Consider the following 26,217-nt stretch of genomic DNA (forward strand, 5'->3'; position numbering starts at 1 on the left):
TCGACAATGACTACTACACGCAAAGCGTCTGATGACGAGATTACGCAAGCCATGATGTCGGGGATAACCTTTAAGGGAGCCAAACTTAAAAAAGCCACGGCTGAAGCAAAGGTTAAAACAAAGGCTAAGAAGAAAACTTATATTACAGGCCTGCATGGTTCAGGATCAGCGAAGAAGAAAGCTGAAATCCGCCAACGACGCGCCAACCGCCACAAGAACAAGTGACAAACTATAGGTTTTTCAATTACCTGTTTACGCCCCAACAATAACAAGTTGATACGACAAATTTAAGCGCGTGCAACAAATTGTATTCATTTGTTGCACGCGCTTTTTTATAAATTCGAGAGTGTTTGAGATAAAGCGTATCTTGCTTAAAGCAATATAAGTAGGTGTTCAAAATTATTTTATACAATCAGCAGGTGCCATTTTCACATTGGAAGCACATTCTCAAGACGCATCTGTCCCCTTCGGCCTCGGTCACATAGCCCGCTATGCTCCCTCACCCGAAGGGAACGTCTGCGCCCCGATAATGCACTTTCAATGTAAAAATAATTTTGAACACCTACTTATCTGCAATAAATGCACCTTTTCTCAATGATTTTGCGTAAGTTTGCATGAGATATAACACAACTGCAGATATGAAACAGTCCATCATCAAGCATTGTTAACAATCTGCGTAATAAAAAAAGAATAAATTATACCAGATCATGTCTTGTATACTAAATATTGAGACCTCAACAAACGTGTGCTCGGTAGCCCTTTCACAAGATGGCGTTTGCTTATATGAGGACGTTAACATGGAAGGTCCTTCTCATGCACAAGTCCTTGCCGGATATGTAAAAAATGCGGTATCATTTGCCGACAGCCATGCTATTCCAATCGATGCCATTGCCATTAGCAAAGGGCCTGGGTCATATACTGGATTGCGCATAGGCGTGTCCGAAGCAAAAGGCGTAGCCTATGGCCGTGACGCCAAGCTTCTGTCGGTGCCGACACTCAAGTTACTTACTGTGCCCATTCTTTTAGGACACGAAGAACTGCCCGAAGACGCCCTGTTATGCCCTATGATTGATGCCCGGCGTATGGAGGTATATTGCGCGCTCTACGACCGTGCACTAAACGAGGTCGTACAGACTCAGGCACTGGTAATTGACTCCGATTCGTTCAAAGATTACCTTGACAAGCAACCGATATACTTCATGGGGAATGGCGCAGATAAATGTGTTGAAACTATACAACACCCCAATGCACATTTTATTAAGAATATCGTTCCCCGGGCAAAGAACATGATACCATTAGCAGAAATGGCCATGGCCAAGGAACAATTTGAAGATGTTGCATACTTTGAACCATTCTATCTCAAAGAATTTGTGGCAACGAAAAGCAAGAAATTGCTTTGAAAAAGCACATCACACATTTAGACTATCTTCATCATTAAAGACATGACGGCAAACAACACTACAGAGTATAGCATGCCCCACCCTACTACGCACGAGACGCTTGAATATAATTCGACTCGTGCCACTCTAAAACTGCCAGAGTATGGAAGGCTTGTTCAAAACATGATAGAATATGCCATTACAATAAAAGATAAAGACGAACGACAACTATATGCCGAAGCCATTGCCAATGTAATGATAGGGCTCAACCCCAAAATGAAGGACGTGCCTGACTATCAGCATAAGATATGGGATCACTTAGCCTATATTGCAAACTATCAATTGGACATTGACTATCCATTCGAAATAACCGAGCATAAGGGCGAACGTGTTAAGCCTGAAAAGTTGTCATACCCCAAAGGGAATATACGCTTCCGTCATTATGGCCGTCTGTTAGAAAGAGCCATCTCACAACTAAAACAAACTGCTGATGGCCCCGAACGCGACGAACTTATACGGCTTATTGCAAACCGCATGAAACGCAACCTTGCCGACTGGAAGGGAGATGGCGTACAAGACACAAAAGTCGCACGTGATATCAGTTTCTACACCGAAGGAGAGATTCAACCCGATTTCTCAATCCCCGGAAACGAATTGATGCAAATTGGCGAGAACCGCTTCCGCACGAGAAAGAACAAAGGTATGTTCTAAGCAAATCATTTGCTAACATGGGCCATAATCAAACCAAACAAGCCCAAACTGTCAGGCAAGCACACATGCCACCTATATTAAAAACGATATTAAAGCTACACAACATATATGAGTACGTTTATCATTGAGGGAGGACATCGCTTAAAGGGCGAGATAACACCACAGGGCGCTAAAAACGAAGCTCTTCAAGTGATATGTGCAACGTTGCTAACCCAAGAGAGTGTCCGCATACAAAACATTCCCAACATACTGGACGTTAACAACCTAATAGCACTGCTCGAGCAAATGGGCGTCACCACTCAATGGAATGGCAAGGGGGATTGCACATTTTGTGCAGCACACATTAACCTCGACTATCTGCTGAGCCCTGAATTTTTAGAACGTTGCTCACGTCTTCGTGGTTCGGTTCTTCTCATAGGACCACTCGTTGCCCGGTTTGGAAAGGCTACCATTGCCAAACCCGGAGGCGACAAAATCGGCCGCAGACGGCTCGATACGCATTTTTACGGCTTGCAAAAGCTTGGTGCACGTTTTTTCTACGACGAAGACGGTGGCACATACCACATCGAGGCACCCAAACTTAAAGGTACATACATGCTGTTAGACGAGGCCTCTATTACCGGCACTGCCAATATCATAATGGCAGCAGTCTTGGCCAAGGGCACAACAACCATCTACAATGCTGCATGCGAGCCCTACATACAACAATTATGCCACTTGCTCAATCAAATGGGGGCACGCATTTCGGGCATTGCCTCAAACCTGCTCACCATAGTCGGTGTCAACGAGTTGCACACGGCAACACACCGTATACTACCCGACATGATTGAGATTGGCTCTTTCATTGGCATGGGAGCCATGGTAGGCGACGGATTAATTATACGACAGGCTGGCGTCAAACAACTTGGCATCATTCCCGAAGCTTTCCGACGTTTAGGAATCAAACTTTACATAAAGGGTGATGATATTCTGATACCCGCTCAAAAGCACTATCAAATAGAGTCATTCATCGATGGATCATTCATGACGCTGGCTGATGCCCCTTGGCCCGGACTCACGCCCGACCTTTTGAGCGTACTAATCGTCGTGGCCACTCAAGCACGCGGTACGGTGTTATTCCATCAAAAGATGTTTGAAAGCAGGCTCTTCTTTGTTGATAAACTCATCGAAATGGGAGCCCAAATCATATTATGCGACCCCCACCGTGCTGTGGTGGTTGGCCACGACCACAAAATTAAGCTGCGCGGACGCCGCATGGTATCGCCCGACATTCGAGCAGGCATTGCCTTGCTCATTGCAGCCCTTAGTGCCGATGGAACGAGCAAGATAGACAACGTTGAGCAGATAGATCGCGGATACGAGTGCATTGAGGAAAGGCTCAACCTACTCGGTGCACACATACAGCGCGTATGACACCAACCAAGCACAACGCAAATATTAGTAGTGAAGATTAACCTGAACATGATTCGCCACAACGAAGTTTTCAAAATAGGCTACATAGCAAAGCATCGCGGACTGCGGGGCGAAGTTGAAATGTCGTTTACAGACGACTGCTTCGACCGCGGAACAGCCCCCTACCTCGTACTTGACATGGACGGTATACTCGTACCTTTCTTTTGGGAGGAGTATCGTTTCAAAAACGACGACACTGTCATTATCAAGTTCGAAGACATTGATAATGAAGCACATGCACGCCAACTCGTAGGGCATGCCGTATACTATTCCAAATCACACATATCACAAACCGATACAGATACGAGTCTTTCATCATACAAAGCACTCACAGGGTACACCGTCTACGACCATGCCAACCAAATGATTGGCACAATCACGCATGTGGACGACTCTTCGGCCAACACACTGCTTACCATCACCACCCAAGACGGAAAGGACTTGTTAATACCATATCACAACGATTTCCTTATAAACTTCGACTTGCGCCAACGTGTCCTACAATTGCACATTCCCCAAGAGCTGCTGTCACTTAATGATGACGGTGCAAACTAAGAGACACGCGAGCATTTACTTATTGCGTACTTTATAAAATAGCACCACTACAACGCAACAAGAGGTATAGAGAAAAAGAGGGAAATAGGAAACAAATACATGTACCAAACATGTACCCTTTCAGACACTATCCTGTCTTGATAACCCCCAATTCCCTACCCTGTTTTTACTGTTAACAAATTACACCTCATCGCGTAATCCTTGACCACATACCCCATCACATGAAAAAAATAGCCATACTGGGATCGACAGGTTCAATAGGCACGCAAGCGCTTGATGTCATCAAGCAGCATCCCGACCAATTCCAAGCACACACCCTCACTGCCGGCAGTAACGCAGAGCTGTTAATAAAGCAGGCACGCGAGTTCAAGCCCGACACAGTAGTCATTGCCAACGAAGATAAATACACTACAGTATCTCAAGCACTGTCCGATCTACCTATAAAAGTATACGCAGGTCCCGATGCCCTGTGTCAAGTGGTTGAGAGCACACAAATAGACATGGTGCTCACCGCTATGGTAGGTTTTGCAGGTTTGCGTCCCACCATTGCTGCAATCAAAGCCGGCAAAGCCATAGCGTTAGCCAACAAAGAGACACTCGTGGTAGCAGGACAAATCATCAGCACCTTGTGCACTACACACAAAGTGCCCATTCTGCCAGTCGACAGCGAGCACTCGGCTATATTTCAATGCCTCAATGGCGAAGCCTGCAATCCCATCAAACGCATTTTGCTCACCGCATCTGGAGGTCCGTTCCGAAGCAGTACACTGGCACAACTTGCCACTGTCACAGCCAAACAAGCGTTGCAGCACCCCAATTGGAAGATGGGCGCGAAAATCACCATAGACTCTGCCACCATGCTGAATAAAGGCTTTGAAATGATCGAAGCCCATTGGTTGTACAACGTCAAGCCACACGACATACAAATTGTCATCCACCCCGAAAGCATCATACATTCAGCCATCGAGTTTAACGATGGTGCCGTCATAGCCCAGCTTGGCACACCCGACATGCGTTTGCCTATACAATACGCATTCAGCTTTCCATATCGTCTACCATTGCAAGGCAAACGCCTCAATTTGTTCGAGATTGGCACCTTACATTTCGAGCAGCCCGACGCGCAACGTTTCCCGTGCCTCCAGTTGGCCTACGATGCCATTGAACGCAAGGGGAATATGCCGTGCATACTCAACGCCGCAGGCGAAATAACCAATGCTGCATTTCGTAACGAAAGAATTTCGTTTTTGCAAATTCCCCAAATCATAGCACAGGCTATGGAACAAGTTGACTTTATACCACAGCCAACGCTTGACGATCTGTTTCAAACAGACGCAATAACAAGACAAATTACTGAAAGCATTATATCGAACCATTAAAGTTAGACCGACCTCCTAAATAAATATTACAGCGGGGGCGACCTACATGATTTGCTTGCCAAAACAATATTTGTCGTTAAACCCAACACACTCATATCAAAACTAAAAAACTCAAACTACAGTGGAAGTATTTTTTATCAGAGCATTACAACTCATACTCTGTTTCTCGCTGCTCATCATATTACACGAAGGCGGACATTTCTTCTTTGCCAAACTATTCAAGGTGCGTGTCGAAAAATTCTGCTTGTTCTTCGACCCCTGGTTAACTCTGTTCAAATTCAACCCCCGCCACAGCGACACAACCTACGCTTTGGGGTGGTTGCCACTCGGCGGTTATGTTAAGATTGCGGGCATGATTGACGAATCGATGGACACCGCACAAATGAAGCAACCCGTTAAGCCATGGGAATTTCGTGCAAAACCCGCCTGGCAACGCCTCTTCATCATGATTGGCGGCGTATTAGTCAATTTTATAGTTGCCTTCGTTATCTACGCCGCCGTATTATACACCTGGGGCGAGACCTATGTCCCCATGCGCAACATGACACATGGTTTCAAATTCAGCAATCAAGCCAAGAGCATGGGCTTCCGTGATGGCGACATATTATTGGGGGCTGACGGTAAAACATTTACAAAGTTCGACGGCAGCGTCTACCGTGTTCTAAGCGAGGCAAAGTGCGCAACAGTATTACGAGGCAACAAGGAAATAAGTATTCATATGCCCGGGCAACTTAACATGCTCGAAATGATCAAACAACAGCCCCGTTTTATCGAGCCTCTCGTACCCTCACTTGTCGATAGCGTCATACCCAACAGCCCCGCGGCAAAAGCTGGCATCAGACCAGGCGACCGCATCACCTCGTTTAACGGTCAAAGCTTTACAACCGTCAATGACTTCAACACCATACGCGGAAAACTGACCGACATGCTGGCCGTAGCCACACACAAGGATAGCGTGGCGTTACGCAATGCCACACTCGTCGTACAACGTGCCACCACACCACCCGACACACTACATGTGACACTTAACGCCAATTACACACTCGGCATTGGCTGGTACAACCCCCTGACAAACGACTATAAGAGTATAACACGCCACTACACTGCCCTCCAAAGCATACCGGCAGGTTTCACACACGGGTGGGAAGTATTGGCAGGCTACGTTGACGACCTCAAATATCTGTTTACTGCCGATGGTGCAAAGAGCGTAGGCTCGTTTGGCGCAATAGGCAGTCTGTTCCCTACAACATGGGATTGGTGCCGTTTTTGGGAACTTACGGCATTCATTTCTCTCATGCTCGCCTTTATGAACATACTGCCAATACCAGCGCTTGATGGTGGACATGTATTTTTCCTCCTCATCGAAGTCATTACACGTCGCAAGCCAAGCGACAAGTTTATGGAGCGCGCCCAAACAATCGGCATGACATTGTTGCTCTTGCTCATGGCCTTTGCCATATTCAACGACTTCCGCAACTTCTTGTTCTAAAAAACGGGCAAACACATATTTACCTTCCCTATTACACCACATATCAAGGGGCAATAGATACGCATTTATTGCTGCATGCCAATAGCACATGCAACAATCATGCATATCTATTGCCCCTATATTTTTTCATCACGCAGAACCTACAGAGCATTTCCGTCAATCCTTATACTATAGTTTGCCCACTCCCCGTCAGCCCACTTGTAAAAGAAAGCGTGTGATTTCACTGCCATCTTACACTTTTAATGCGTAACATGCTGATATTCAGGAAATTCAAGAGTGTAAGATAAGTTCAAAGTATCTTACACTCCCCTGCATACATCTTACACACCCCACCCCGCTGCCGTGCAGTCGGTTTGGACGTATGCGGTGGATTATACGCCACAAGGACGTAGAACAATCTGTCGGAGCAATAGACTTTTCTGCTCCCCTATGCCGTGATATTATCCTCCCGTGCTTGTGCCGTGTAGCAGCATGTGGGGTGTGTAGGTTGTGTGTAGGTAGAATTTGCTGTATCTTACACTGAGTAAAGTATTGATAGCCAATGAGTTGTAACATGTTAGTGTAAGATGTAAGATACTCGGCGTGTAAGTTGTTGTAGTATGGTAAAAGTCCCAAGCGCAGGTTTCTCGTCTTGGTCCTTTTATAAATTACTCAACTTTCGGATTTAGCAAGTGCGCTTCGAATAACGGCGGCAATCGTCCATTGTCAAAAGAAAAGGTGATGCACGTGTGGGAGTGATGAGAGCACATAACCGAGCCTAAGTCATGCCGTCACATCAACCATAGTAAGCATGTTGAACGACTGATATACATGTTTACTTCGAACGTAGTAAGCATGTTGAACGACCGATATACATGTTTACTTCGAACGTAGTAAGCATATTGAACAACCGTAATAAGATAACTCAAGTTTCGTATTTAACTCATACGGACCCAATGAATTCTATAGTCCAGGGCAAGCGAAGCGACACCCTGGGTGCGCTATTCAATGGCACAAAAAGTGGTGAAGTCAGGTGCATAGCTATTGCCTCTGTATTTTTTCACGCAGAACCTATAAGAGCATTTCCATCAATCCTTATACTATAATACCACAAAGATGTTCTTAAACACGCCATCAGGCAATCTATAAGAAATATAGGACAACAGCTATATGCCGAATTCAAGTATTTTTGTAAAGATCTTAGCAACCCCAAAAATACATACACTACTTGCTACACATGATACAGCACTTATTAAAAGACGGCATATTGGCCATTTGTTGCAGCCTGATGGTAGCTTGCGACATGATAGACTATCACCCATACGACACAAAAATTGATGGTGTGCACAACATCAATCAGCAGAATTGTGAACGTATCAAACAACAATGCGCAAACCGTAGTTCCATAAAATTTGCGGTTATAAGTGATACACAAAGATGGTATGACGAAACCAAAGATGCTGTATCAAGCATAAATAACAGAAAGGACATCGACTTTGTCATACACTGTGGCGACATCTCAGATTTTGGTGTAACCAAAGAATTTACCCTACAACGTGACATTCTACAAAAATTACGCATACCATACGTCGTCATCCTGGGCAACCACGACTGCTTAGGAACAGGAGGCGACACTTTTCGTTATATCTTTGGCAATCCTAATTTCACTTTCGATGCAGGAAAAACACATTTCGTATGCCTCAACACGAATGCTTTCGAATACGACTACTCAACTGCCATTCCTGATTTTACCTTTATACGCGATGACCAAAGCTGCATTTCACCTCATATAACAAATACCATCGTGGCCATGCATGCTATGCCACATTCCGACCAATTCAACAACAATGTAGCTGACGTGTTTGAATATGAGATATCAAAATACCCTCAACTTTTATTCTGCTTATGCGGACACGGTCACCATCGCACCGTTAACGACATCTTTGGCGATGGTATGAATTATTTTGAATGCGGCTCTGCAAAAACACGCGAATATTTGATTTTCACAATAAAAGGCGGAAACTATGATTACGAAGTCGTTCGATATTAAACATCTCTTGCACATAATCATACTCATGTTCGCATGCAGTATTTTAATGTGTGCCACCACCTACGCACAAAGTAATGACACCATAAAGGCACAATCACCCTCACTGTACGAATTACGCCATGAAAGATATATAAAAAGGTGGAACAAACTTATTCCAAATCAAGCTACCGTTCAATACGCTGGCAGCATTGGCATGTTCAGTGCGGGAGCGGGGTGGCGCTATGGCAGAAACTATCATTGGGAAACCGATTTGCTATTTGGTTTTTTGCCGAAATATCATTCCGAAACAGCACACATGACATTCACCATAAAGGAGCGTTATATTCCGTGGCATTGCAAAATCAGCTCCAGATGGGAGATTGAGCCACTAACAACCGGCATATTCTTTAACACCATTTCAGGTGAAGATTTTTGGAAACATCTGCCCTCACGCTACCCGAAGCACTATTACGGATTTTCGACAAAGATACGTTCCAATGTATTCTTAGGACAGAGATTGCGTTACAACATTCCCAAACGAAAGCGTCTGTTTCATCAAGCAGTGTTAGTATATTACGAAATCTCATCATGCGACCTGTACATTGTGTCAAAAGCCACTAACAAGGATTTTCCATGGCGTGAAACGCTTTCGCTCGCCATAGGAGTTAAATGGGAACTATAAAAAGCAGTTGGTAAAAGGCTGTCTGTCAAATGACAGCCTTCTACCAACTGCTTTTTTAATACGCTGCACACATATTATTAAGCAAGTCTTCAATATTAGTTTACATAATCATGCTCAGTATTAGCCAATTCATGTCAACTAAATTTGAATACCTACTTATAATCTCACATTATGTATGCCAGTTGTCGTACGAATGATTTCATAGTTTCCACACTTTGAGAACGCATCAGACGAGATATAAGTTACCGAACTTGGCACATACACACGTTTCAAATTCGGACAATTCTCCACAGCATAGTCTTCTATGCGTTCTGTACCATCGGCTATTACAATCTCTTCAAGTTTGTCAAGCATGGTTATCACGTTTTTATCCATTACCTTCATCGGACGCAATTCTATCCGTCGGATACCAGCCGGAATAAAATAAGGGTACGCGTCATTAGCTCGCAGGTATACCACACCCTTGTATGAGTCAAAATCATTATTGCGCGGATCGACTACAACTTCTTCCAAATTGCCACAAGCCCAATTCAAACTTGACGGACTATCACCAAATGTGGAGATGTTTGCACCTATTATAAGCGTTGAAACGTTCTCCGGTAGTTTTACATTTGGTTGGAATGAAGTCACTCGCAACCCGTTTATACTATAGGGGATCGTTACAACGGAAGCATCGGTATTCTTGACTTCTGAAACATTTAGCGCACCATTCAGGAAATTATAAACACATGCGCCATCTTCAAAAAGCGAAAAATCCATACGTAGCGGTATTAGTTGGTTCTTATAACCATCAACGTTAGCAGCCTTGTAATCACGGTCATTTGTAGGGTCACTAACATACCAATCACCACCCGCGTAGACATAATTCCACGCATGGCCACCTATTGTGCTGAGCCAACCATTTGCTACAAAACAGGGTATGCCCTGAGTGAGACACATCGTTTTGAGCAAATTAGCATATCCCTGGCAAATACAACGCTTGTACTTGAACACATCATACGGGTCTAAATACGCATCACCATTGTTAGCGTATGTTACATTCTTTACAATCCACTGAAAGATGTTGAGATACGTCTTATAATCTGTTTCGTCCTTCAAATTAGCATCTACAAAGGCCTTGATCTCAGCATATTGCGCATCGCTGATCTGTGTTTCGCCCATTACCGTGGCTTGTTTCGGATCTACCTTTTGCAGTATTTGCCACACGGCTTGCGCAGTGTTTGAGCCAAATGCCACCGAAGCATCAGGCTCGGGAAAGGCCACGCCATTCGTACTGTTGCTAACTGTCGTTTGACTGAAGTCTGACTTGCTGCCGCTTATTTGCAGTTCGCCGTCTTGTTCTGCTTGGCAAGCGCTCAATAGCACTGCTGTTGCAAGTAAAGCATTTAATAGTTTCATTTGCGTTTGAGTTACTTTATAATATTACACGTTCGTCTTATTTCTTAAGGGGACTAATCATTTCGCAGCTTCATCATGTTCTTCGCTTTTTTCTTTGGGCAGGATCAAATTAAGTATGACACCAATTATCGCAGAAAGACCAATGCCAGACACTGCAAAATTGCCAGAGGATAGCACGGCACCACCTAATCCCATTGTCAGCATAATTGATACAATGATAACGTTACGCGTATCACTCATATTTACCTTACGCTGAATAAGATTTTGCACACCGACACTGGCTATCGTTCCAAAAAGTAACAACATAATTCCGCCCAAAACGGCCTGCGGTATGCTTTGTAACAAGGCGCTCAACTTTCCGACAATCGAAAAGCATATTGCTGTTGCAGCTGAAACTCTTATCACAGCAGGACTCGTAATTTTAGTAATAGACATTGCTCCCGTTACCTCTGAATATGTTGTTTCGGGCGGGCCGCCCAATACAGCAGAGGTCAGACAAGCCACGCCATCTCCCAACATTGTGCGATGTAAACCTGGTTCCTTTACAAAATCCTTCTGCGCAACAGCACCAACAGCATAAACATCGCCTATATGTTCAATTACAGGTGCTATTGCTACAGGAATCATGTACAGGAAAGGACTCCATTCAAAATGCTTCAGTGTGTCAAAAGCCACAGGACAGGCTATCCATGAAGCCGAGGCCACGCCGCTAAAATCCACTTTGCCCATGCAAACCGCAACGATATAGCCTACAATCACACCGCTTATAATCGGCACCAACCTCATCATGCCTTTACAAAATGTCAATACACCTACTGCTGTTAACAGAGACACAAAAGCCAATACCCAACAATCCTTTGCCATATTCACAGCGCTGCCAGACAAAGACAGACCTATCAATATTATGACAGGACCAACCACCACTGGCGGAAATATACGGTCAAGCAATTTCCTTCCTTGCCATTTTACCAACGCACTCATCGCAAAGTAAACTAACGACACTGATGTCAAACCGGCCAAAGTGCCAGGCAATCCCCATTGCTTTGTTGCAGCCATAATAGGCGCTATAAATGCAAACGAGCTACCGAGAAATATCGGTACTTTGCCCTTTGTTATTATGTGGAATAAAAACGTGCCCAAGCCTGCTGTGAACAAAGCCGTAGCAGGATTGATGCCAATAAGCAGCGGTACAAGCACTATTGCACCAAATGCCACGAACAAAAATTGCACACCAACTATTGTTCGTTTAGCAACTGAAAGGTTATCTGTATACATAATAATATTGATTTTTATGATTTCAAGCCATTTAATTCTATACCGCACTTACAAATTGTGGAAGTATGGATTGGTGCATACGCCAATCGATGCTCATAGGTCTGTCGTCACGCGAGCAAATATAATCAATAAAACGGATTTGTATTGCCCCAAGTCCCTCATGGGTGGCTTGGTTCATAGATGCTTGTAATTGACCGGTTATTAGATTTTCGTATACACCCTCGTGAAGTTTCATTTTGTAGATTTAAGTTTGTAGTATTGAAACGAACAAGTGATATTCAACAACTTGTATTAAACGTCTCTATACCACATATATACTTACTTGTATTGTTATTGTTTCGTAGGACACGCTTTTATTCTTCAATTTGTTGCAACAAGTGCGCCACCTTGTTCAGTATCGCAGCATCAGCAGGCAACCATTTCAAATCGTGCAGATTATCTGCACTGAGCCAACAGGCTGACTCGTGCTCTAACAATATGGGGGATTTCCCCGCAAATGTACAAACAAAGCAGTGCATGGTCAACCTGAAACGCGGATAGTCATATTGCACACAGGCTAACTCGGCACCTACATTGACCTCGGTAGCAAGTTCCTCGTTTATCTCGCGTTGCAAAGCATCGGACAAGGCCTCGCCTACTTTGACCTTGCCACCAGGAAATTCCCACCAATCCTTCCATTCGCCATAACCTCGCTGAGTGGCAAAGACCTTGCGACCGCTTACTATTACAGCCGCCACAACCTCAATATGCTTTTTATCTGTTTCCATATTCATATATCACCTTGCACTTCGAGCCGTCCGCGTCTTCTGCCAACAAAGTTCAGCCAGGGATTAACGTTACTAAAATGTAAATAATAACTCTTTTCGTTTGCTAATTTCGGCATTTGCCACGACATAGCCAACGCTTGATGCACAAAATGTAAAAGTCGTTTTGTATCTTTGCATAAGACAGGCTACACCTCGGCATAAAGTTCAAGCAAGCTTGACTCTCTGCTCTCGGTTTGCACAATAACAGATGCACCCGAAAATGTGTCTGCTATGTGAAAATAGCGTCTACATACCATAAAATAAAATTGAACACCTACTTATATATTTACTATGCGCATAAACGACAATGTATACTACGTTGGTGTAAACGATCGCACCAAACATCGGTTTGAGGGCCTATGGCCATTACCCTATGGAGTTTCATACAACTCCTATCTTATAGTTGACCATGATGCAGTAGCTTTGGTTGATACAGTTGACGTCGCATTTTTTGGCGAATACATCGATAAGATCAAGACTGTTATCGCAGACCGGCCTATCGACTATTTGATTATCAACCACATGGAGCCCGACCACTCGGGGTCAATAGCACTGATACGCAAGTACTACCCTGGCATAAAGCTGGTGGGGAACAAGAAAACCATGCAAATGGTGCAGGGATTTTATGATGCTACCGCTGATGACGATGTTTGTGTGGCCGATGGCGACACGCTCACCTTGGGGCATCATGAACTCAAATTCTATCTGACTCCCATGCTGCATTGGCCTGAAACAATGATGACTTTCGACACAACAAACGGCACACTTTTCTCAGGCGACGCCTTTGGTTGCTTTGGCGCGTTGAATGGACACGTGATTGACACACAAATGGAGGTAGCGCCATATTGGGCCGAAATGGAACGCTATTATGCGTGTATCTTAGGCAAATTCGGTGCACCTGTGCAAGCTGGGCTCAAAAAATTGGCCAACGTGCCTGTTAAAATGATATGTTCAACACACGGCCCCGTGTGGACAGAACTAATACCGCAGGCCATTGCCACCTATCAACGACTTGCTACCGGACAGACAGAGAAAGGACTGGTGGTGTGCTACGGCTCGATGTATGGCAACACAGCACGCATGGCGGAAGCAGTCTGTGAGGGTGCGGCCGAGGCTGGAATGAAGAAGATTGTTGTACATAACCTAAGTGTATCTGACATTTCGCAGGTGCTTGCCGACATTTTCCGCTACAAGGCTTTAGCCATTGGCAGTCCTACTTACAACGGCGGACTATTCCCCGTTGTCGACGACCTCATGCGCCGCCTTGCTGGTCGCAACGTCGGTCAGCACGAATTGGCATTATTTGGCGGCTTTACATGGAGCAGCCAGGCCGTCAAGGCAATGGAGGCATACAACGAAAAGATAAAGATGCACTTGGTAGCCTCACCCGTTGAATGGAAACAGGGCGTTACAGGAAACGATTTGCAGAGTGCCCGCCAACTTGGCCGCATGTTAGCAGAACAATGCAACAACATGGCATAATAGCGCATTGGCATCTCTACTTCATTTTATAACAAAATCCTGTACATCGAACATGAAATTGCCCTACCAACATATAAGGCTATTTGATGTGTAATAATTGAGTGCAGGTACAAATCCTTTACCCCGAGAAGGATAAATCTGAGCAATTTTATCTGCGCTTTTACATACAAACCGCTGATATTCTTACAGCAGAATACTTTTTATTTACACACTTTCTTTATGCACTGCCGCCTACACTAACGTTAGACGGCAGTGTTCTATTTTTGAAGGCTGAAATACATTTTCTCCGCACTCGGGCAAACTTTCATTACAAGCATTGCTAATAACCTCTTGCAGTTTTTTCCATTGAACAAGCTTTCCATATGAATCTTAGTTCACACTATCAAGTCCAACAGTTCATGATGCGAGATTATAAACTCTTAGAGGCACCAACAAGTCTGTTTATTCCCTCTTGCTATGAAGCAATAGATCATTTTGGAGGAGTATAGCCTACCGTCCAATTTCTTTTTCAAGTATATGGTAAGACTTCCGAGCATAGCAATAATAGGTTTTATCTATTGACAGATAGCCAACATCTTTTGGTTTATCTATTATAAAATCGTTACTTTTGTACCCGTAAAGCAATAAATGAAAGGACAAAACATTATGGAAACAAGAAAAGAAATCGCAGCAGAAAAGAAACGTTGTGGTTCACATAATTGCACACAAGCTGTACTCTGCACATACCACGACTTCACTGGCATAGACGAAGGGAACATTAAGAATGCAGGCAATGCCTTTGCGGCGGGTATGGGCAATATGGAAGGAACTTGCGGAGCCCTCGTCGGAGCCGGCATCATACTCGGACTCGCCACCCAGGACAAGACAAAATCAATCAAAGGAATGAGACAAATTATGGATAAATTTAGGCAGCGCAATGGAGCTACACAATGCAAATTGCTCAAAGGCGTGGGCACAGGAAAAATACTTCGCGAATGTCCTCTTTGCGTGGCTGATGCATCTGAATTTTTAGAAGATGTTCTGGAAGAATACGGTATCCATAAATGACTTATATCTCAGATACTTACGCCCAACGACATGGCTAAATATAAAGCGACTAATGAGCAAGACCGCTGCGTAGCATGCGGGGTTTGCGTTAAGGTATGTCCTAAGGATGCTATCAGTATCTACAAGGGATGCTATGCCCAAATAGATGAGGCCAAATGCATCGGCTGCGGAATCTGCGAGAAGAACTGTCCGGCGGGAGTGATGCACAAAGTATTAAGACGGCCTGTTTAACATCTTAATTTTGACTCGTATGGCAAAACAGAGAAATAAGAAATGGAGTGACTACATGTGGCTCGTATCAGCCACATATTTTACTCTCGGATTTTTCAACATCGTATTCGCATGGCTCGGAGTCATCTGCTTTCTTATACCGCTGATAATGGCTATATTTGGAGGCGGTAAAGGATATTGCAACAACTATTGCGGCAGAGGACAACTCTTCTTGCAAATAGGGAACAACATGGGTTGGTCGCGTAAGAAAGTGGCACCAAGATGGCTCTCATCTAAATTATTCCGCCATGGTTTTCTACTGTTTTTCATGTTCTTCTTCATTCAGATGATTATCCTCACCACAATGGTTGCAAAAGGTGCTGAAGATCTACATCAGACCATTCATCTGCTATGGACTTTTAACGTGCCATGGCATTGGGCTTATCCCGTGGAGATTGAGCCATGGAAGGCACAGTTTGCCTTCGGACTCTATGGCATCATGCTCACCTCACTGATTGTGGGCGTCCTGCTCACCATTATCTATCGGCCAAGAACCTGGTGCGTGTTCTGCCCAATGGGAAACATGACACAATTAATCTGTAGACTCAAAACAAGATGAATCTGCAACAACTCAAATACATCATAGCAATCAACCGCTTTCGTAACTTTGCGAAGGCGGCTGATTCGTGTAACATCTCCCAACCAACACTCAGCACCATGCTGCAGAAATTAGAAGATGAACTCGACGTGCGCATCTTCGATCGCTCCAACAAGCAGGTTACACCGACGAGTGCAGGAAAGAAAATCATTCTTCAGGCCCAAAAAACGCTAATAGAGGCAGAGAAGATTACAGAACTCGTTGCTGAAGAAAAGAATCAGATAGGCAATTCTTTGTCTCTATCCGTAGGTCCCTCCATTGCTCCTTACATTCTTCCCCAATTTATCAAGCATTACAGAAAAAAATACCCAGAAGTAAGTCTCTCCATACAAGAGAGAAAATCTGAAGATATGCTTAATGCCTTACAAAATGGAGAAATAGATGCTGGCATTTCTGCCTCTGATATTCTGAATAAAGGAGTATTAGAAATTCCACTTTACACAGAACGCTTCTATGTGTATTTATCGGAAGACTGTTGGCGTAAATTGCCCGTGTTCAAACCAGAAAATCTGGAACACGAGAATATGTGGATTATGAAAGAAGCACAATGCCTTCGCAATAGCGCATTCTCCTTCTGTAAAGCAAGAAGCAAAGGCCAACACATCTATGAGGCTGGCAGTATAGAGACTTTGATTCGTATTGTGGACGAAAATGGAGGTTTCACCATCATTCCCGAAATGCACCTCGATTTCTTAAGCGAGGCACAACGTAAGAATGTTAGAAAAATAGAAGGAACTTATCTTTCCCAAAGACGCATATCCCTATACATCAGAAAAGACTTTGTCAAAGAACGAATGCTCAATACCATTATCGACAGCATGAAGGAGTTTATGCCTGCACAGATGCTGAGTGAAGGCATCAGAAAATATGATATAAGACTGTAAAATGCATGACTTCGCTCAATATTGACTTTTGCCGAATCCAACGACATTTGTTTTATACAATATGGCCTGCACGGGATGCTTACTTTCATTACACCAACGAGTAATCAAAAGTTGGGACTGATACCCCATTAAGAGGTATCAATCCCAATTTATGATCTTATAAAATGTTTTGCCAGCAACAATATTCCACGATTTTACTGCTGCGCTGCACTTCCACCTGCGATGTCAAGCAGCTCATTGGTAATGGCCTGCTGACGCGTCTTATTATAGGTAAGTGTCAGTTCGCGTAACAGGTCGTCAGCATTATCTGTTGCCACCTGCATGGCTATCACGCGCGCTGCATGTTCGCTTGCAAGACTGTCTAATAAAGCAGTGTACAACCTCAGATGGAGCGACTTTGGTATTAACTGATTTACAATATCACCCATAGATGGCTCTACTATAAAATTCAGATTGTTGGTAGCACCTTCCTCTGTTGAATCTGCGTGCAGATCTATAGGCAAGAATGTTTCCGTTGTCAGGATCTGTGTACCAGCACTTTTGAAATGATGATATATTAAATCAACCTCATCAATATCACCCTTAACATAGAGATCCATTAGTTCGGAGGCTACCTTTGCAGCCTCTTGATATGAGGGATGGTCTAACAACGCGCTCTTGTCTACCAAATCAAAATTCTTGAGTTTACCAACGGCCTCAGCAGCCTTTTTGCCCATTGCATAGACTCTGCAAATTTCGATATCGAGGCTTCGATATTCTTCAACTTTTTTTACAAAAGCCTTTACTGCATTGGCATTGTAGCCGCCGCATAACGAAGAGTTTGAGGTAAACAAAACAATAACAACACGCTTTACATCGCGTTGGGCTGCATATGCTGTGTCAACCTCACCCTCCATACTGCCTACAAACGTGGACATAATACGAGTAAGTTGCCGCTCGTAAGGCCGCATACTTTCAATAGCTTGCTGCGCACGATGGAGCTTGGACGAAGCAACCATCTTCATAGCACTTGTAATTTTACGTGTGCTGTTTACAGAAGCTATTCGTGTTTTTACTTCTTTAAGTGAGGCCATATAACTTACGCTTTATATTGTCCTGCAATGTCGGCAGCCACCTTCTCTATTGTCTGGCAAACCTCATCGCTAAGATTGCCTTCACGTAGCTTTGCCAGTACAGAGTCGGCATACTGTGAACGCATAACTTGAAGGAATGCTTCCTGGAAGTTGCATACCTTGTCAATATTGACGTCCTTCAGCAAACCATGAGTACCACAATACAATACCGCAACCTGTTCTTCAACCGGCATCGGGCTGTATTGAGCCTGAATAAGCAGCTGATTGTTTTTGCGGCCGCGATCGATTGTCATTGCTGTTACGGGGTCCATATCAGAAGAGAATTTGGCGAAAGCCTCTAACTCGCGATATTGAGCTTGGTCTATTTTTAGCGTACCAGCAACCTTTTTCATACTCTTAATCTGAGCCGAACCACCTACACGACTTACTGATATACCCACGTCAATGGCTGGACGGAATCCTTGGTTGAAGAGGTTGGAGTCAAGGTATATCTGACCATCTGTAATAGAAATCACATTGGTAGGAATATAGGCAGATACATCACCAGCCTGAGTCTCGATAATAGGCAAAGCCGTCAGAGAACCTCCGCCCTTTACCTCTCCTTTCAGACACTCGGGAAGGTCATTCATTTTTTCAGCCACCTCTTGCTGGTTGTTTATCTTGGCCGCACGCTCCAACAAACGAGAATGCAAATAAAATACATCACCAGGATAAGCCTCACGACCAGAAGGACGGCGAAGTATCAACGAAATCTCACGGTAGGCAACAGCTTGTTTTGACAAATCATCATAAACTACCAAAGCGTGCATGCCTCTATCTCGGAAGTACTCACCAATGGCTGCACCGGCAAAAGGCGCATAATACTGCATAGCAGCTGGCTCACCGGCAGTGGCACTGACAATGATAGTATAATCTAATGCGCCAGCCTGCTTCAAAGTGTTGACGATATTAGCAACTGTTGAGGCTTTCTGACCTATGGCTACATAGATACAATATACAGGGTCGCCTGCAGCGTAATTGTCTTTTTGATTGATAATAGTATCAATGGCAATAGCAGTTTTACCCGTTTGGCGATCGCCAATAATCAATTCACGCTGTCCACGGCCTATAGGTATCATTGAGTCGACACTCTTCAATCCTGTTTGCAAAGCCTGCGTTACGGGCTGACGGAATATGACACCTGGCGCTTTACGGTCCAATGGCATCAAATATTTCTTCCCTTCTATGGCCTTGCCACCATCGATTGCATTTCCAAGAGGGTCTATTACACGGCCCAACATGCCATCACAAACCTCTATAGATGCAACTTTATTGGTTCGTTTAACACTTTGACCTTCTTTGATGCCCTCTGAAGATCCGAGCAACACTGCGCCCACGTTATCCTCCTCGAGGTTCATGGCAACACCCATTACACCATTTTCAAATTCGATAAGTTCGTTTTCAGTCACATTGGTAAGGCCATATATATGGGCAACGCCATCACCAATAGAAAGAACAACGCCCACTTCCTCAAACTTGACATCTGTATTGACATCTTGAAGCTCGCGCAAGAGTACACCACTTACTTCACTGGGTTTTATATTGTTGGACATTTAATTCTTATATTTATTAAATTAGTTCTCGTTTAATTTTGGAAAGTTGCGTACGCACACTCGCATCAAGTTTGTAAGTGTCGTACTCCAAAATAAAGCCACCTTCAATAGAGGCATCCTCATCGACTTTGAAATCTACCTTACAATGTGCTCTGTTTTCGACCATCTGCTGCAACTTTTCCTTCAGATTTGGCTGTATGGCAGTTGGCACAACTAATCTGGCGGTTATCATGTGTTCTTTCTTACGATAAAGGGTGCCATAGGAGTGAGCCACAAACAACATAATATCTGCACGCGCTTTGTTTACAACAAGTTGCACAAAGCGCTTAAGAGAAGCCGATGGTTGCTGTTCACCGCATGCAGCAGTCAACAGTAATCTTGACTTACACTCGACAGACAGAACTGGATTTGTCATGGCCTGTTGTAATGCAGGTACAGCCAAGAAAGAGTGGGCCAATGTTGTGGTCTCTTGATAGACTTGCTTGGTTTCACCTTTTTCCTCGGCAAAAAGCAACAACGCATTAGCGTATCGCGTAGATATGATGCCTAAATCCATATTTTACTATTGTTTCAATAAAGAAATTGCCGACATTTTTGTTGCCTCACTCAAAGGAGGCATTGCGTTTGCCGTATTCCTTTCTATTTTTAGCCTTTGCAGACTTCGTCAAGCATCTGCTCAACAAGTTTTTGCTGCTCAACATCATTTGACAACTTCTGTCGAACGACTTTCTCTGCTATAACAATAGAAAGATCTGCAACAGTTTGTCTGATGTCGCGAAGTGCATTTTCTTTTTCCACCGCGATTTGGGCTTTGGCCTCTTGCAAGAGTTTTGATCCTTCGTCTTGCGCTTTTTCACGTGCTTCGCGCACGATGCTATCACCTGTGGCTTTAGCCTGGCTCAGTATTTCTGCTTGACGAGCACGCGCCTCGTCCAACAACCGCTCGCTTTCTTGTTTTATGCCAGCAAGCCGTTCGTTAGCCTCATGTGCTTTTTGCAAGGACTCATCAATATAGTTCTTGCGCTCTTCCACCATCTTTGTAATGACAGGAAATCCAAATTTGGCCATTAAAAAGAATACAACGAGAAAAGCCAAGAGCATCCAAAATAACAAGCCGAAATCAGGAGTTAGTATGGATGGCAAATTGATTGACTGCATAACAATGCTTTTAATTGTTTCATGTAATAGGTATGTAGCTTATGAATTGGTTTTGAAAGCGATGCATATTCAGAGATGCATGCTTCCACGCCCAATTCATAAACCACAATAAACCAATCTTAGAGGAAAAGACAAAGCAAGCAAACAATAACTGCAAACAAAGCAACACCTTCAACAAGTGCAGCAATGATGATCATGTTTGCACGAATGTCGCTTGTAGACTCAGGCTGGCGGGCAATAGCCTCCATTGCGGCACTACCAATTCGGCCAATGCCGAGTCCTGCACCAATAGCAGCAATACTGGCACCAATACCGGCACCCAACTTTGCAAGTCCTGCAGCTTCTAACAAAGCAAGTAAAATAGTCATAATGTTATAAATTTATGGGTTATTATTGTATTTGATTATTCATGAGAGTGTTCAGTGTGTGCAAGCCCTATAAATACAGCACTTAACATAGTAAATACGTAAGCCTGTATAAAAGCAACCAAAAGTTCAAGACAATTCATGAACACCATCATCACAAAACTAACAATTGTTAGCGGTGTGCCTATTACCGCTCCAAGTTGGCATGTAATGAATATGACACAAGTGAGCGACAATATGATTGCGTGTCCACCCATCATATTTGCGAACAGACGTACCATAAGAGCAAACGGCTTGGTAAATATGCCGAAGAGTTCGATTACAGGCATCATAGGCACTGGACACTTCAACCAGGTTGGCACTGGAGGCCATAGAATTTCCATCCAATATTCCTTATTGCCGAATACATTGACCAACAACAAGGTGAACATTGCCAACACAAATGTTATGTTTATATTTCCGGTTATGTTTGCACCACCCGGAAAAATTGGAAGAAGTCCTAACAGGTTCGTGATGAAAATGAAGAAAAACGCTGTAAGCAAGAAAGGGGCATATTGCTTGTAGTGTTTTTCGCCGACAGAGGGACGAATTAAGTCATCGTTGATGGACATTACAAACATCTCCACCAAACCGACAAAACCACCCGGAGCCTTGTCTCCTGCCTGACGTCCTTTATACCATCGTGCTGAACTAATGAATATAACGGCCATTAGCAAAACGACAATCCATATTTGCACAACATTTTTAGTGATGCTCAAATCTATAGGACGCACATTCTGCCCATTTGCAAGATGTTCATATATCTTACCATTGTGTGTCTCGTCAAGGTAAAACCCTTCAAATGTACCATTTGTACTATCATGGAAACGCTCCGAACTGAATACGTGCCAGCCACCGGATTCTCCCTTTACTATCACAGGCAAAGGGATAGATATATGGTGGCCATTCCATGTGGTTATGTGCCATTCGTATGCATCACTCATGTGCCCAAGTACTATTTCCTTCACATCTACGCCACTTGCCGAGCCTTCATTTGAAGCACACAGCGAAAATGACATTGTGAAGAATAAGCACAACAGGAGTACTGCACGGAATAAATTTCTGATTTTGAAGTATTTCATTGCTTCTTACTTAAGTTTTGCTCTACCTTGACATAGAATATGATCGAAGTAACCATACTCACAAGATAGAATGCCAATAGACTCATTGAAAATGCCAACAGACTACTACAGTCCGCTAAAGCATAGACAATAATCAGAAACACTACAAAAACGAGTCGAACAACTTTATCGATAAGATAAAAGCCTATGGCTCTCTTGCCGCCCTGCTTCATTATATACGTGTATATATTACACGCTCCACAATCCAGTAGGATAAAGAGCAAGGCAACTAAAAATGTTGGGGGCAATAAATGCATCATGGCATCTTTGGTAGCAAGCATCAATTCTGCCAAATTGACCAAAGCGAAAGCTGCCACCATACAGATGACCTTACTTATTATTGCCTCGCGTTTTAATTCATGTAGTGTTTTCATTGTCTTAGATTCAGCCGAAGGAAATGATAGAAATTACGATATCGTCCTTGTTACTGCACGATGATTATTTCTCAACGCACGCCAATACAACATTGTTCTCAACTTCTACAAATCCACCGCTTATAGAGATCTTGAAGGGAGATGGACCTTTGCATTCTATATCGCCTGCTTCCAATACAGATATTATTGGAGCATGCCCATTCAACACCTCAAATTGCCCTAACGCACCAGGGAATTTCACGCCATCAGCCTCAGCCTCATAGAGTGTTTTCTCCGGAGATACTATGGTTACTTTCATTATTGTAGTCTATTTAACGTGTAAGAATTAAGCTTGCGCCATGAGTTTCTTACCCTTTTCTATCGCCTCGTCAATTGTACCAACATTCAAGAATGCCTGTTCTGGCAAATCATCAACTTCACCATCAAGTATCATATTAAATCCTCTGATGACTTCGTCAATGGGTACCATCACACCAGGAACACCGGTAAATTTCTCAGCTACGGTAAACGGCTGGCTCAAGAAACGCTGAACGCGTCTTGCTCTATTTACGGTCAAGCGGTCCTCGTCAGACAATTCGTCCATACCAAGAATAGCAATAATATCCTGCAGTTCCTTATACTTCTGGAGAATTTGCTTTACACGCTGTGCACAGTTGTAATGTGCGTCACCGACTACGGCAGGATCCAATATACGCGAAGTAGAATCCAATGGGTCCACAGCAGGATATATGCCAAGCTCCGTAATTTTTCTACTCAAAACAGTTGTCGCATCCAAGTGCGTAAAAGTCGTTGCAGGCGCGGGGTCTGTCAAGTCATCGGCAGGTACGTATACAGCTTGTATTGATGTGATAGAACCATTCTTTGTCGAAGTAATACGCTCTTGCATGGCACCCATTTCACTTGCCAGCGTAGGTTGGTAGCCCACTGCCGAAGGCATACGTCCGAGCAACGCAGACACTTCGGAACCTGCCTGAGTAAAACGGAAAATATTGTCGATAAAGAACAGAATGTCTGATGTTTTGCCCTCTTTTGCGCCAGCATCTCTAAAACTCTCGGCAATAGAGAGTCCTGACAATGCTACTGAAGAACGTGCCCCAGGTGGTTCATTCATCTGTCCATAGACAAGTGTAGCCTGGCTTTTTGCCACTTCACTGTAATCAACTTTTGACAGGTCCCACTCTCCACGTTCCATGGCTTCAGTAAATTCTTTACCATAACGAACTACGCCACTTTCAATCATTTCGCGAAGCAAGTCATTACCTTCTCTTGTACGTTCACCTACACCAGCAAAAACAGAGAAACCATCATGTCCTTTGGCAATATTATTGATCAATTCCATGATAAGCACAGTCTTACCAACACCTGCACCACCGAAAAGACCAATCTTACCACCTTTCGCATACGGCTCGAGCAAATCGATAACCTTTATACCTGTATAGAGAACTTCACTACTGGTCTTCAGATCCTCGAACTTTGGCGGTTCACGATGTATTGGATATGTACCAGTCGAACGGTCCAACGATGCGAGTCCATCAATAGAATCACCTGTTACGTTCATCATTCGACCTTTGATTTGGTCACCCGTAGGCATTGATATTGGAGCTCCAGTACGTCGAACTTCCAAACCGCGACTTAAACCATCTGTATTGTCCATTGCGACCGTTCTTACGGTATCCTCGCCTATATGCTGCTGCACTTCAATTACGAGGGTTCGCCCATCGGGATGAGTTACCTCCAGTGCCTCATGGATACGTGGCAAAACTTTTTCTGGATCCTGGCCTTGCACATCAAATTTGACATCGACAACGGCGCCAATTATCTGTGAAATGTGGCCAATCGTCACGTTGTTTTTATTCATTTTACTTATATTATTAAGCATATTACTATCGATTCTTTCATGTAAAAGGTATGCCTTGTTGCGGACGAGCATGTTTTCATATGTAGGTCGTAACCAATGGTGCATATCTAAAAGAACCTGCGTAGAATCTTGCGCTGTTTCTTTTACAGAGGGCAAAATTAGCATTTACTTTCAAATGAGCAAACGCTTTACATGTATAATTTGTATCAAAATCCTGCCACAAGCCATAACACAAGGATTTATGGAACAAACAACTATATACATTCATACCAATTAAAGGCATTATATAACATGAATTATTCCACCAAAGCCCCACCCGACTTCGTCAATGCGTCACCCAATCAAATGACGTAACTCATCGTTTTTCAATATGCGCTATATGATGGCGCAGAAAAGTGATGAAGTTGGGATTTTGTGGTGTTTCATTGTTTGTGAGTGATGAGATCTGCCGCTAACGCGGAGAACACAAGAACAAAAGAGAATAAGAACAAAAGTACCGCAAAGGTAACACCAAGACATTGCACCCATCAAAAAAATGTACAATTTGCACACAAATATTTGTTCCCTCCCGTCTGCCTACTTGTAAAAGTGTGTGTGTGCTTTTACTGCCATCTTACACTTTTTGTTCGCAACAAACTGATACACAGGGTTTTCAAGAGTGTAAGATGATTTCAAAATATCTTACAAGCCCCTGCATACATCTTACACACCCCACCCCGCTGTCGCGCAGTAGGTTTGGACGTATGCGGTGGGATTATACGCCACAGGGACGTAGAACAATCAGTCGGAGCAACAGACTTTTCTGCTCCCCAATGTCGTGATATCCCCCTCCCGTGCTTGAGCCGTGTGGCAGCATGTGGAGTGTGTAGGTTGCGTGTAGGTGGATTTGGTAGCATCTTACACTGAGTAAGGTGTTGATAATCAATAAATTGCAACGTGTTTGTGTAAGATGTAAGATGCACGGAAAGTAAAGTTTTTGTAGTATGGTAAAGGTCCCGCTACCATCAAATGCAAGCACTAAACGCTAGCACAAAACGCTAGCACTAATGGGAGCGACGCGTCCCGCGTCGGGGAAAATGCAATGCTCATACACTATAAGCAAAGGCTCACAGACAGCACGAATTACACTCATGTCTGTGAGCCTTTGTCATAAAAATCCCGACGCGAGACGCGTCGCCCCCATTAGTGCTTGCGTTTGGTGCTTGCGTTTAGTGGTAGCGTTTTT

General features: G+C 43.8%; 26 protein-coding genes. 14 read left to right on the forward strand and 12 right to left on the reverse strand.

Annotated features, from left to right (window positions below; genetic code table 11):
* Positions 1-6 precede the first annotated feature (6 nt).
* The 9 genes from BQ5453_RS12425 (at position 7) to BQ5453_RS12465 (ending at position 9,652) form a co-directional block, all read left to right on the forward strand.
* Positions 7-225, forward strand: coding sequence for a hypothetical protein (locus BQ5453_RS12425; RefSeq protein ID WP_022101701.1), 219 nt, complete (start codon positions 7-9; stop codon positions 223-225).
* Between the two features lie 482 nt (positions 226-707).
* Positions 708-1,400, forward strand: coding sequence for a tRNA (adenosine(37)-N6)-threonylcarbamoyltransferase complex dimerization subunit type 1 TsaB (tsaB, locus tag BQ5453_RS12430; RefSeq protein ID WP_022101703.1), 693 nt, complete (start codon positions 708-710; stop codon positions 1,398-1,400).
* A 42-nt stretch (positions 1,401-1,442) separates the two neighbouring features.
* Positions 1,443-2,090 (forward strand): DUF4290 domain-containing protein, encoded by a 648-nt coding sequence (locus tag BQ5453_RS12435; protein ID WP_022101704.1) that lies wholly within the window; start codon positions 1,443-1,445, stop codon positions 2,088-2,090.
* Between the two features lie 108 nt (positions 2,091-2,198).
* Positions 2,199-3,503 carry a UDP-N-acetylglucosamine 1-carboxyvinyltransferase gene (gene murA, locus BQ5453_RS12440; protein ID WP_071123433.1) on the forward strand — a complete coding sequence of 435 codons (1,305 nt, stop codon included), beginning with the start codon at positions 2,199-2,201 and terminating at the stop codon, positions 3,501-3,503.
* Positions 3,504-3,533: 30 nt separating this feature from the next.
* The gene (gene rimM / locus BQ5453_RS12445; RefSeq protein ID WP_235860096.1) at positions 3,534-4,097 is read left to right on the forward strand and encodes a ribosome maturation factor RimM; all 564 of its coding nucleotides are present in this window, start codon (positions 3,534-3,536) and stop codon (positions 4,095-4,097) included.
* A gap of 221 nt (positions 4,098-4,318) precedes the next feature.
* Positions 4,319-5,473 (forward strand): 1-deoxy-D-xylulose-5-phosphate reductoisomerase, encoded by a 1,155-nt coding sequence (locus tag BQ5453_RS12450; protein WP_071123435.1) that lies wholly within the window; start codon positions 4,319-4,321, stop codon positions 5,471-5,473.
* 121 nt (positions 5,474-5,594) lie between these two features.
* Entirely contained in the window at positions 5,595-6,962 is a 1,368-nt protein-coding gene (rseP, locus tag BQ5453_RS12455) for an RIP metalloprotease RseP (RefSeq protein ID WP_071123436.1), read from the forward strand.
* A gap of 1,216 nt (positions 6,963-8,178) precedes the next feature.
* Entirely contained in the window at positions 8,179-8,991 is an 813-nt protein-coding gene (locus BQ5453_RS12460) for a metallophosphoesterase family protein (RefSeq protein WP_071123437.1), read from the forward strand.
* Between the two features lie 7 nt (positions 8,992-8,998).
* A complete protein-coding gene (locus BQ5453_RS12465) occupies positions 8,999-9,652 on the forward strand; it encodes a hypothetical protein (RefSeq protein ID WP_235860097.1) in 654 nt (217 codons plus the stop codon).
* Between the two features lie 156 nt (positions 9,653-9,808).
* Here the strand turns inward: BQ5453_RS12465 and BQ5453_RS12470 are convergent, their stop codons facing one another.
* The 3 genes from BQ5453_RS12470 to BQ5453_RS12485 all read right to left on the reverse strand — a co-directional run bounded on the left by BQ5453_RS12470 (position 9,809) and on the right by BQ5453_RS12485 (position 13,092).
* The gene (locus BQ5453_RS12470; protein ID WP_071123439.1) at positions 9,809-11,050 is read right to left on the reverse strand and encodes a transglutaminase domain-containing protein; all 1,242 of its coding nucleotides are present in this window, start codon (positions 11,048-11,050) and stop codon (positions 9,809-9,811) included.
* 57 nt (positions 11,051-11,107) lie between these two features.
* The gene (locus BQ5453_RS12475; protein ID WP_071123663.1) at positions 11,108-12,325 is read right to left on the reverse strand and encodes a uracil-xanthine permease family protein; all 1,218 of its coding nucleotides are present in this window, start codon (positions 12,323-12,325) and stop codon (positions 11,108-11,110) included.
* A 353-nt stretch (positions 12,326-12,678) separates the two neighbouring features.
* Positions 12,679-13,092 (reverse strand): (deoxy)nucleoside triphosphate pyrophosphohydrolase, encoded by a 414-nt coding sequence (locus tag BQ5453_RS12485; protein WP_071123664.1) that lies wholly within the window; start codon positions 13,090-13,092, stop codon positions 12,679-12,681.
* Between the two features lie 330 nt (positions 13,093-13,422).
* Between BQ5453_RS12485 and BQ5453_RS12490 the strand changes: the two genes are divergently transcribed.
* From BQ5453_RS12490 to BQ5453_RS12505, 5 genes are all read left to right on the forward strand, one after another.
* Positions 13,423-14,613 carry an FprA family A-type flavoprotein gene (locus BQ5453_RS12490; protein ID WP_071123441.1) on the forward strand — a complete coding sequence of 397 codons (1,191 nt, stop codon included), beginning with the start codon at positions 13,423-13,425 and terminating at the stop codon, positions 14,611-14,613.
* Between the two features lie 645 nt (positions 14,614-15,258).
* Positions 15,259-15,660 carry a C-GCAxxG-C-C family protein gene (locus BQ5453_RS12495; protein WP_071123665.1) on the forward strand — a complete coding sequence of 134 codons (402 nt, stop codon included), beginning with the start codon at positions 15,259-15,261 and terminating at the stop codon, positions 15,658-15,660.
* A gap of 30 nt (positions 15,661-15,690) precedes the next feature.
* A complete protein-coding gene (locus tag BQ5453_RS13885) occupies positions 15,691-15,891 on the forward strand; it encodes a 4Fe-4S binding protein (RefSeq protein WP_074027668.1) in 201 nt (66 codons plus the stop codon).
* A gap of 19 nt (positions 15,892-15,910) precedes the next feature.
* Complete coding sequence (locus tag BQ5453_RS12500; RefSeq protein ID WP_071123442.1) at positions 15,911-16,489, forward strand: 4Fe-4S binding protein; 579 nt, start codon at positions 15,911-15,913, stop codon at positions 16,487-16,489.
* Positions 16,486-17,412 carry a LysR substrate-binding domain-containing protein gene (locus tag BQ5453_RS12505; RefSeq protein WP_071123443.1) on the forward strand — a complete coding sequence of 309 codons (927 nt, stop codon included), beginning with the start codon at positions 16,486-16,488 and terminating at the stop codon, positions 17,410-17,412. Before BQ5453_RS12500 ends, BQ5453_RS12505 begins: the two co-directional genes overlap by 4 nt.
* A 194-nt stretch (positions 17,413-17,606) precedes the next feature.
* Here the strand turns inward: BQ5453_RS12505 and BQ5453_RS12510 are convergent, their stop codons facing one another.
* The 9 genes from BQ5453_RS12510 to atpD all read right to left on the reverse strand — a co-directional run bounded on the left by BQ5453_RS12510 (position 17,607) and on the right by atpD (position 24,992).
* Entirely contained in the window at positions 17,607-18,485 is an 879-nt protein-coding gene (locus tag BQ5453_RS12510) for a F0F1 ATP synthase subunit gamma (RefSeq protein WP_071123444.1), read from the reverse strand.
* Between the two features lie 5 nt (positions 18,486-18,490).
* Positions 18,491-20,077, reverse strand: a complete 1,587-nt coding sequence (atpA, locus tag BQ5453_RS12515) for a F0F1 ATP synthase subunit alpha (RefSeq protein WP_071123445.1) — start codon at positions 20,075-20,077, stop codon at positions 18,491-18,493.
* A gap of 16 nt (positions 20,078-20,093) precedes the next feature.
* On the reverse strand, positions 20,094-20,633 hold the full coding sequence (locus BQ5453_RS12520) for a F0F1 ATP synthase subunit delta (RefSeq protein ID WP_022101725.1): 540 nt from the start codon (positions 20,631-20,633) through the stop codon (positions 20,094-20,096).
* 89 nt (positions 20,634-20,722) lie between these two features.
* Complete coding sequence (gene atpF / locus BQ5453_RS12525) at positions 20,723-21,235, reverse strand: F0F1 ATP synthase subunit B (RefSeq protein ID WP_022101726.1); 513 nt, start codon at positions 21,233-21,235, stop codon at positions 20,723-20,725.
* Positions 21,236-21,354: 119 nt separating this feature from the next.
* Entirely contained in the window at positions 21,355-21,603 is a 249-nt protein-coding gene (gene atpE / locus BQ5453_RS12530) for an ATP synthase F0 subunit C (protein WP_022101727.1), read from the reverse strand.
* Positions 21,604-21,638: 35 nt separating this feature from the next.
* Positions 21,639-22,721, reverse strand: coding sequence for a F0F1 ATP synthase subunit A (gene atpB, locus BQ5453_RS12535; RefSeq protein ID WP_071123446.1), 1,083 nt, complete (start codon positions 22,719-22,721; stop codon positions 21,639-21,641).
* Positions 22,718-23,134: a hypothetical protein gene (locus BQ5453_RS12540; protein ID WP_071123447.1), complete on the reverse strand. Its 417-nt coding sequence runs from the start codon at positions 23,132-23,134 to the stop codon at positions 22,718-22,720. Before BQ5453_RS12540 ends, atpB begins: the two co-directional genes overlap by 4 nt.
* A 64-nt stretch (positions 23,135-23,198) precedes the next feature.
* Positions 23,199-23,432 carry a F0F1 ATP synthase subunit delta/epsilon gene (locus tag BQ5453_RS12545; RefSeq protein ID WP_317039474.1) on the reverse strand — a complete coding sequence of 78 codons (234 nt, stop codon included), beginning with the start codon at positions 23,430-23,432 and terminating at the stop codon, positions 23,199-23,201.
* Between the two features lie 27 nt (positions 23,433-23,459).
* Positions 23,460-24,992: a F0F1 ATP synthase subunit beta gene (gene atpD / locus BQ5453_RS12550; protein ID WP_071123666.1), complete on the reverse strand. Its 1,533-nt coding sequence runs from the start codon at positions 24,990-24,992 to the stop codon at positions 23,460-23,462.
* Positions 24,993-26,217 lie beyond the last annotated feature (1,225 nt).

It is taken from the genome of Prevotellamassilia timonensis (genome assembly GCF_900106785.1).
GTDB classification, from domain to species: domain Bacteria; phylum Bacteroidota; class Bacteroidia; order Bacteroidales; family Bacteroidaceae; genus Alloprevotella; species Alloprevotella timonensis.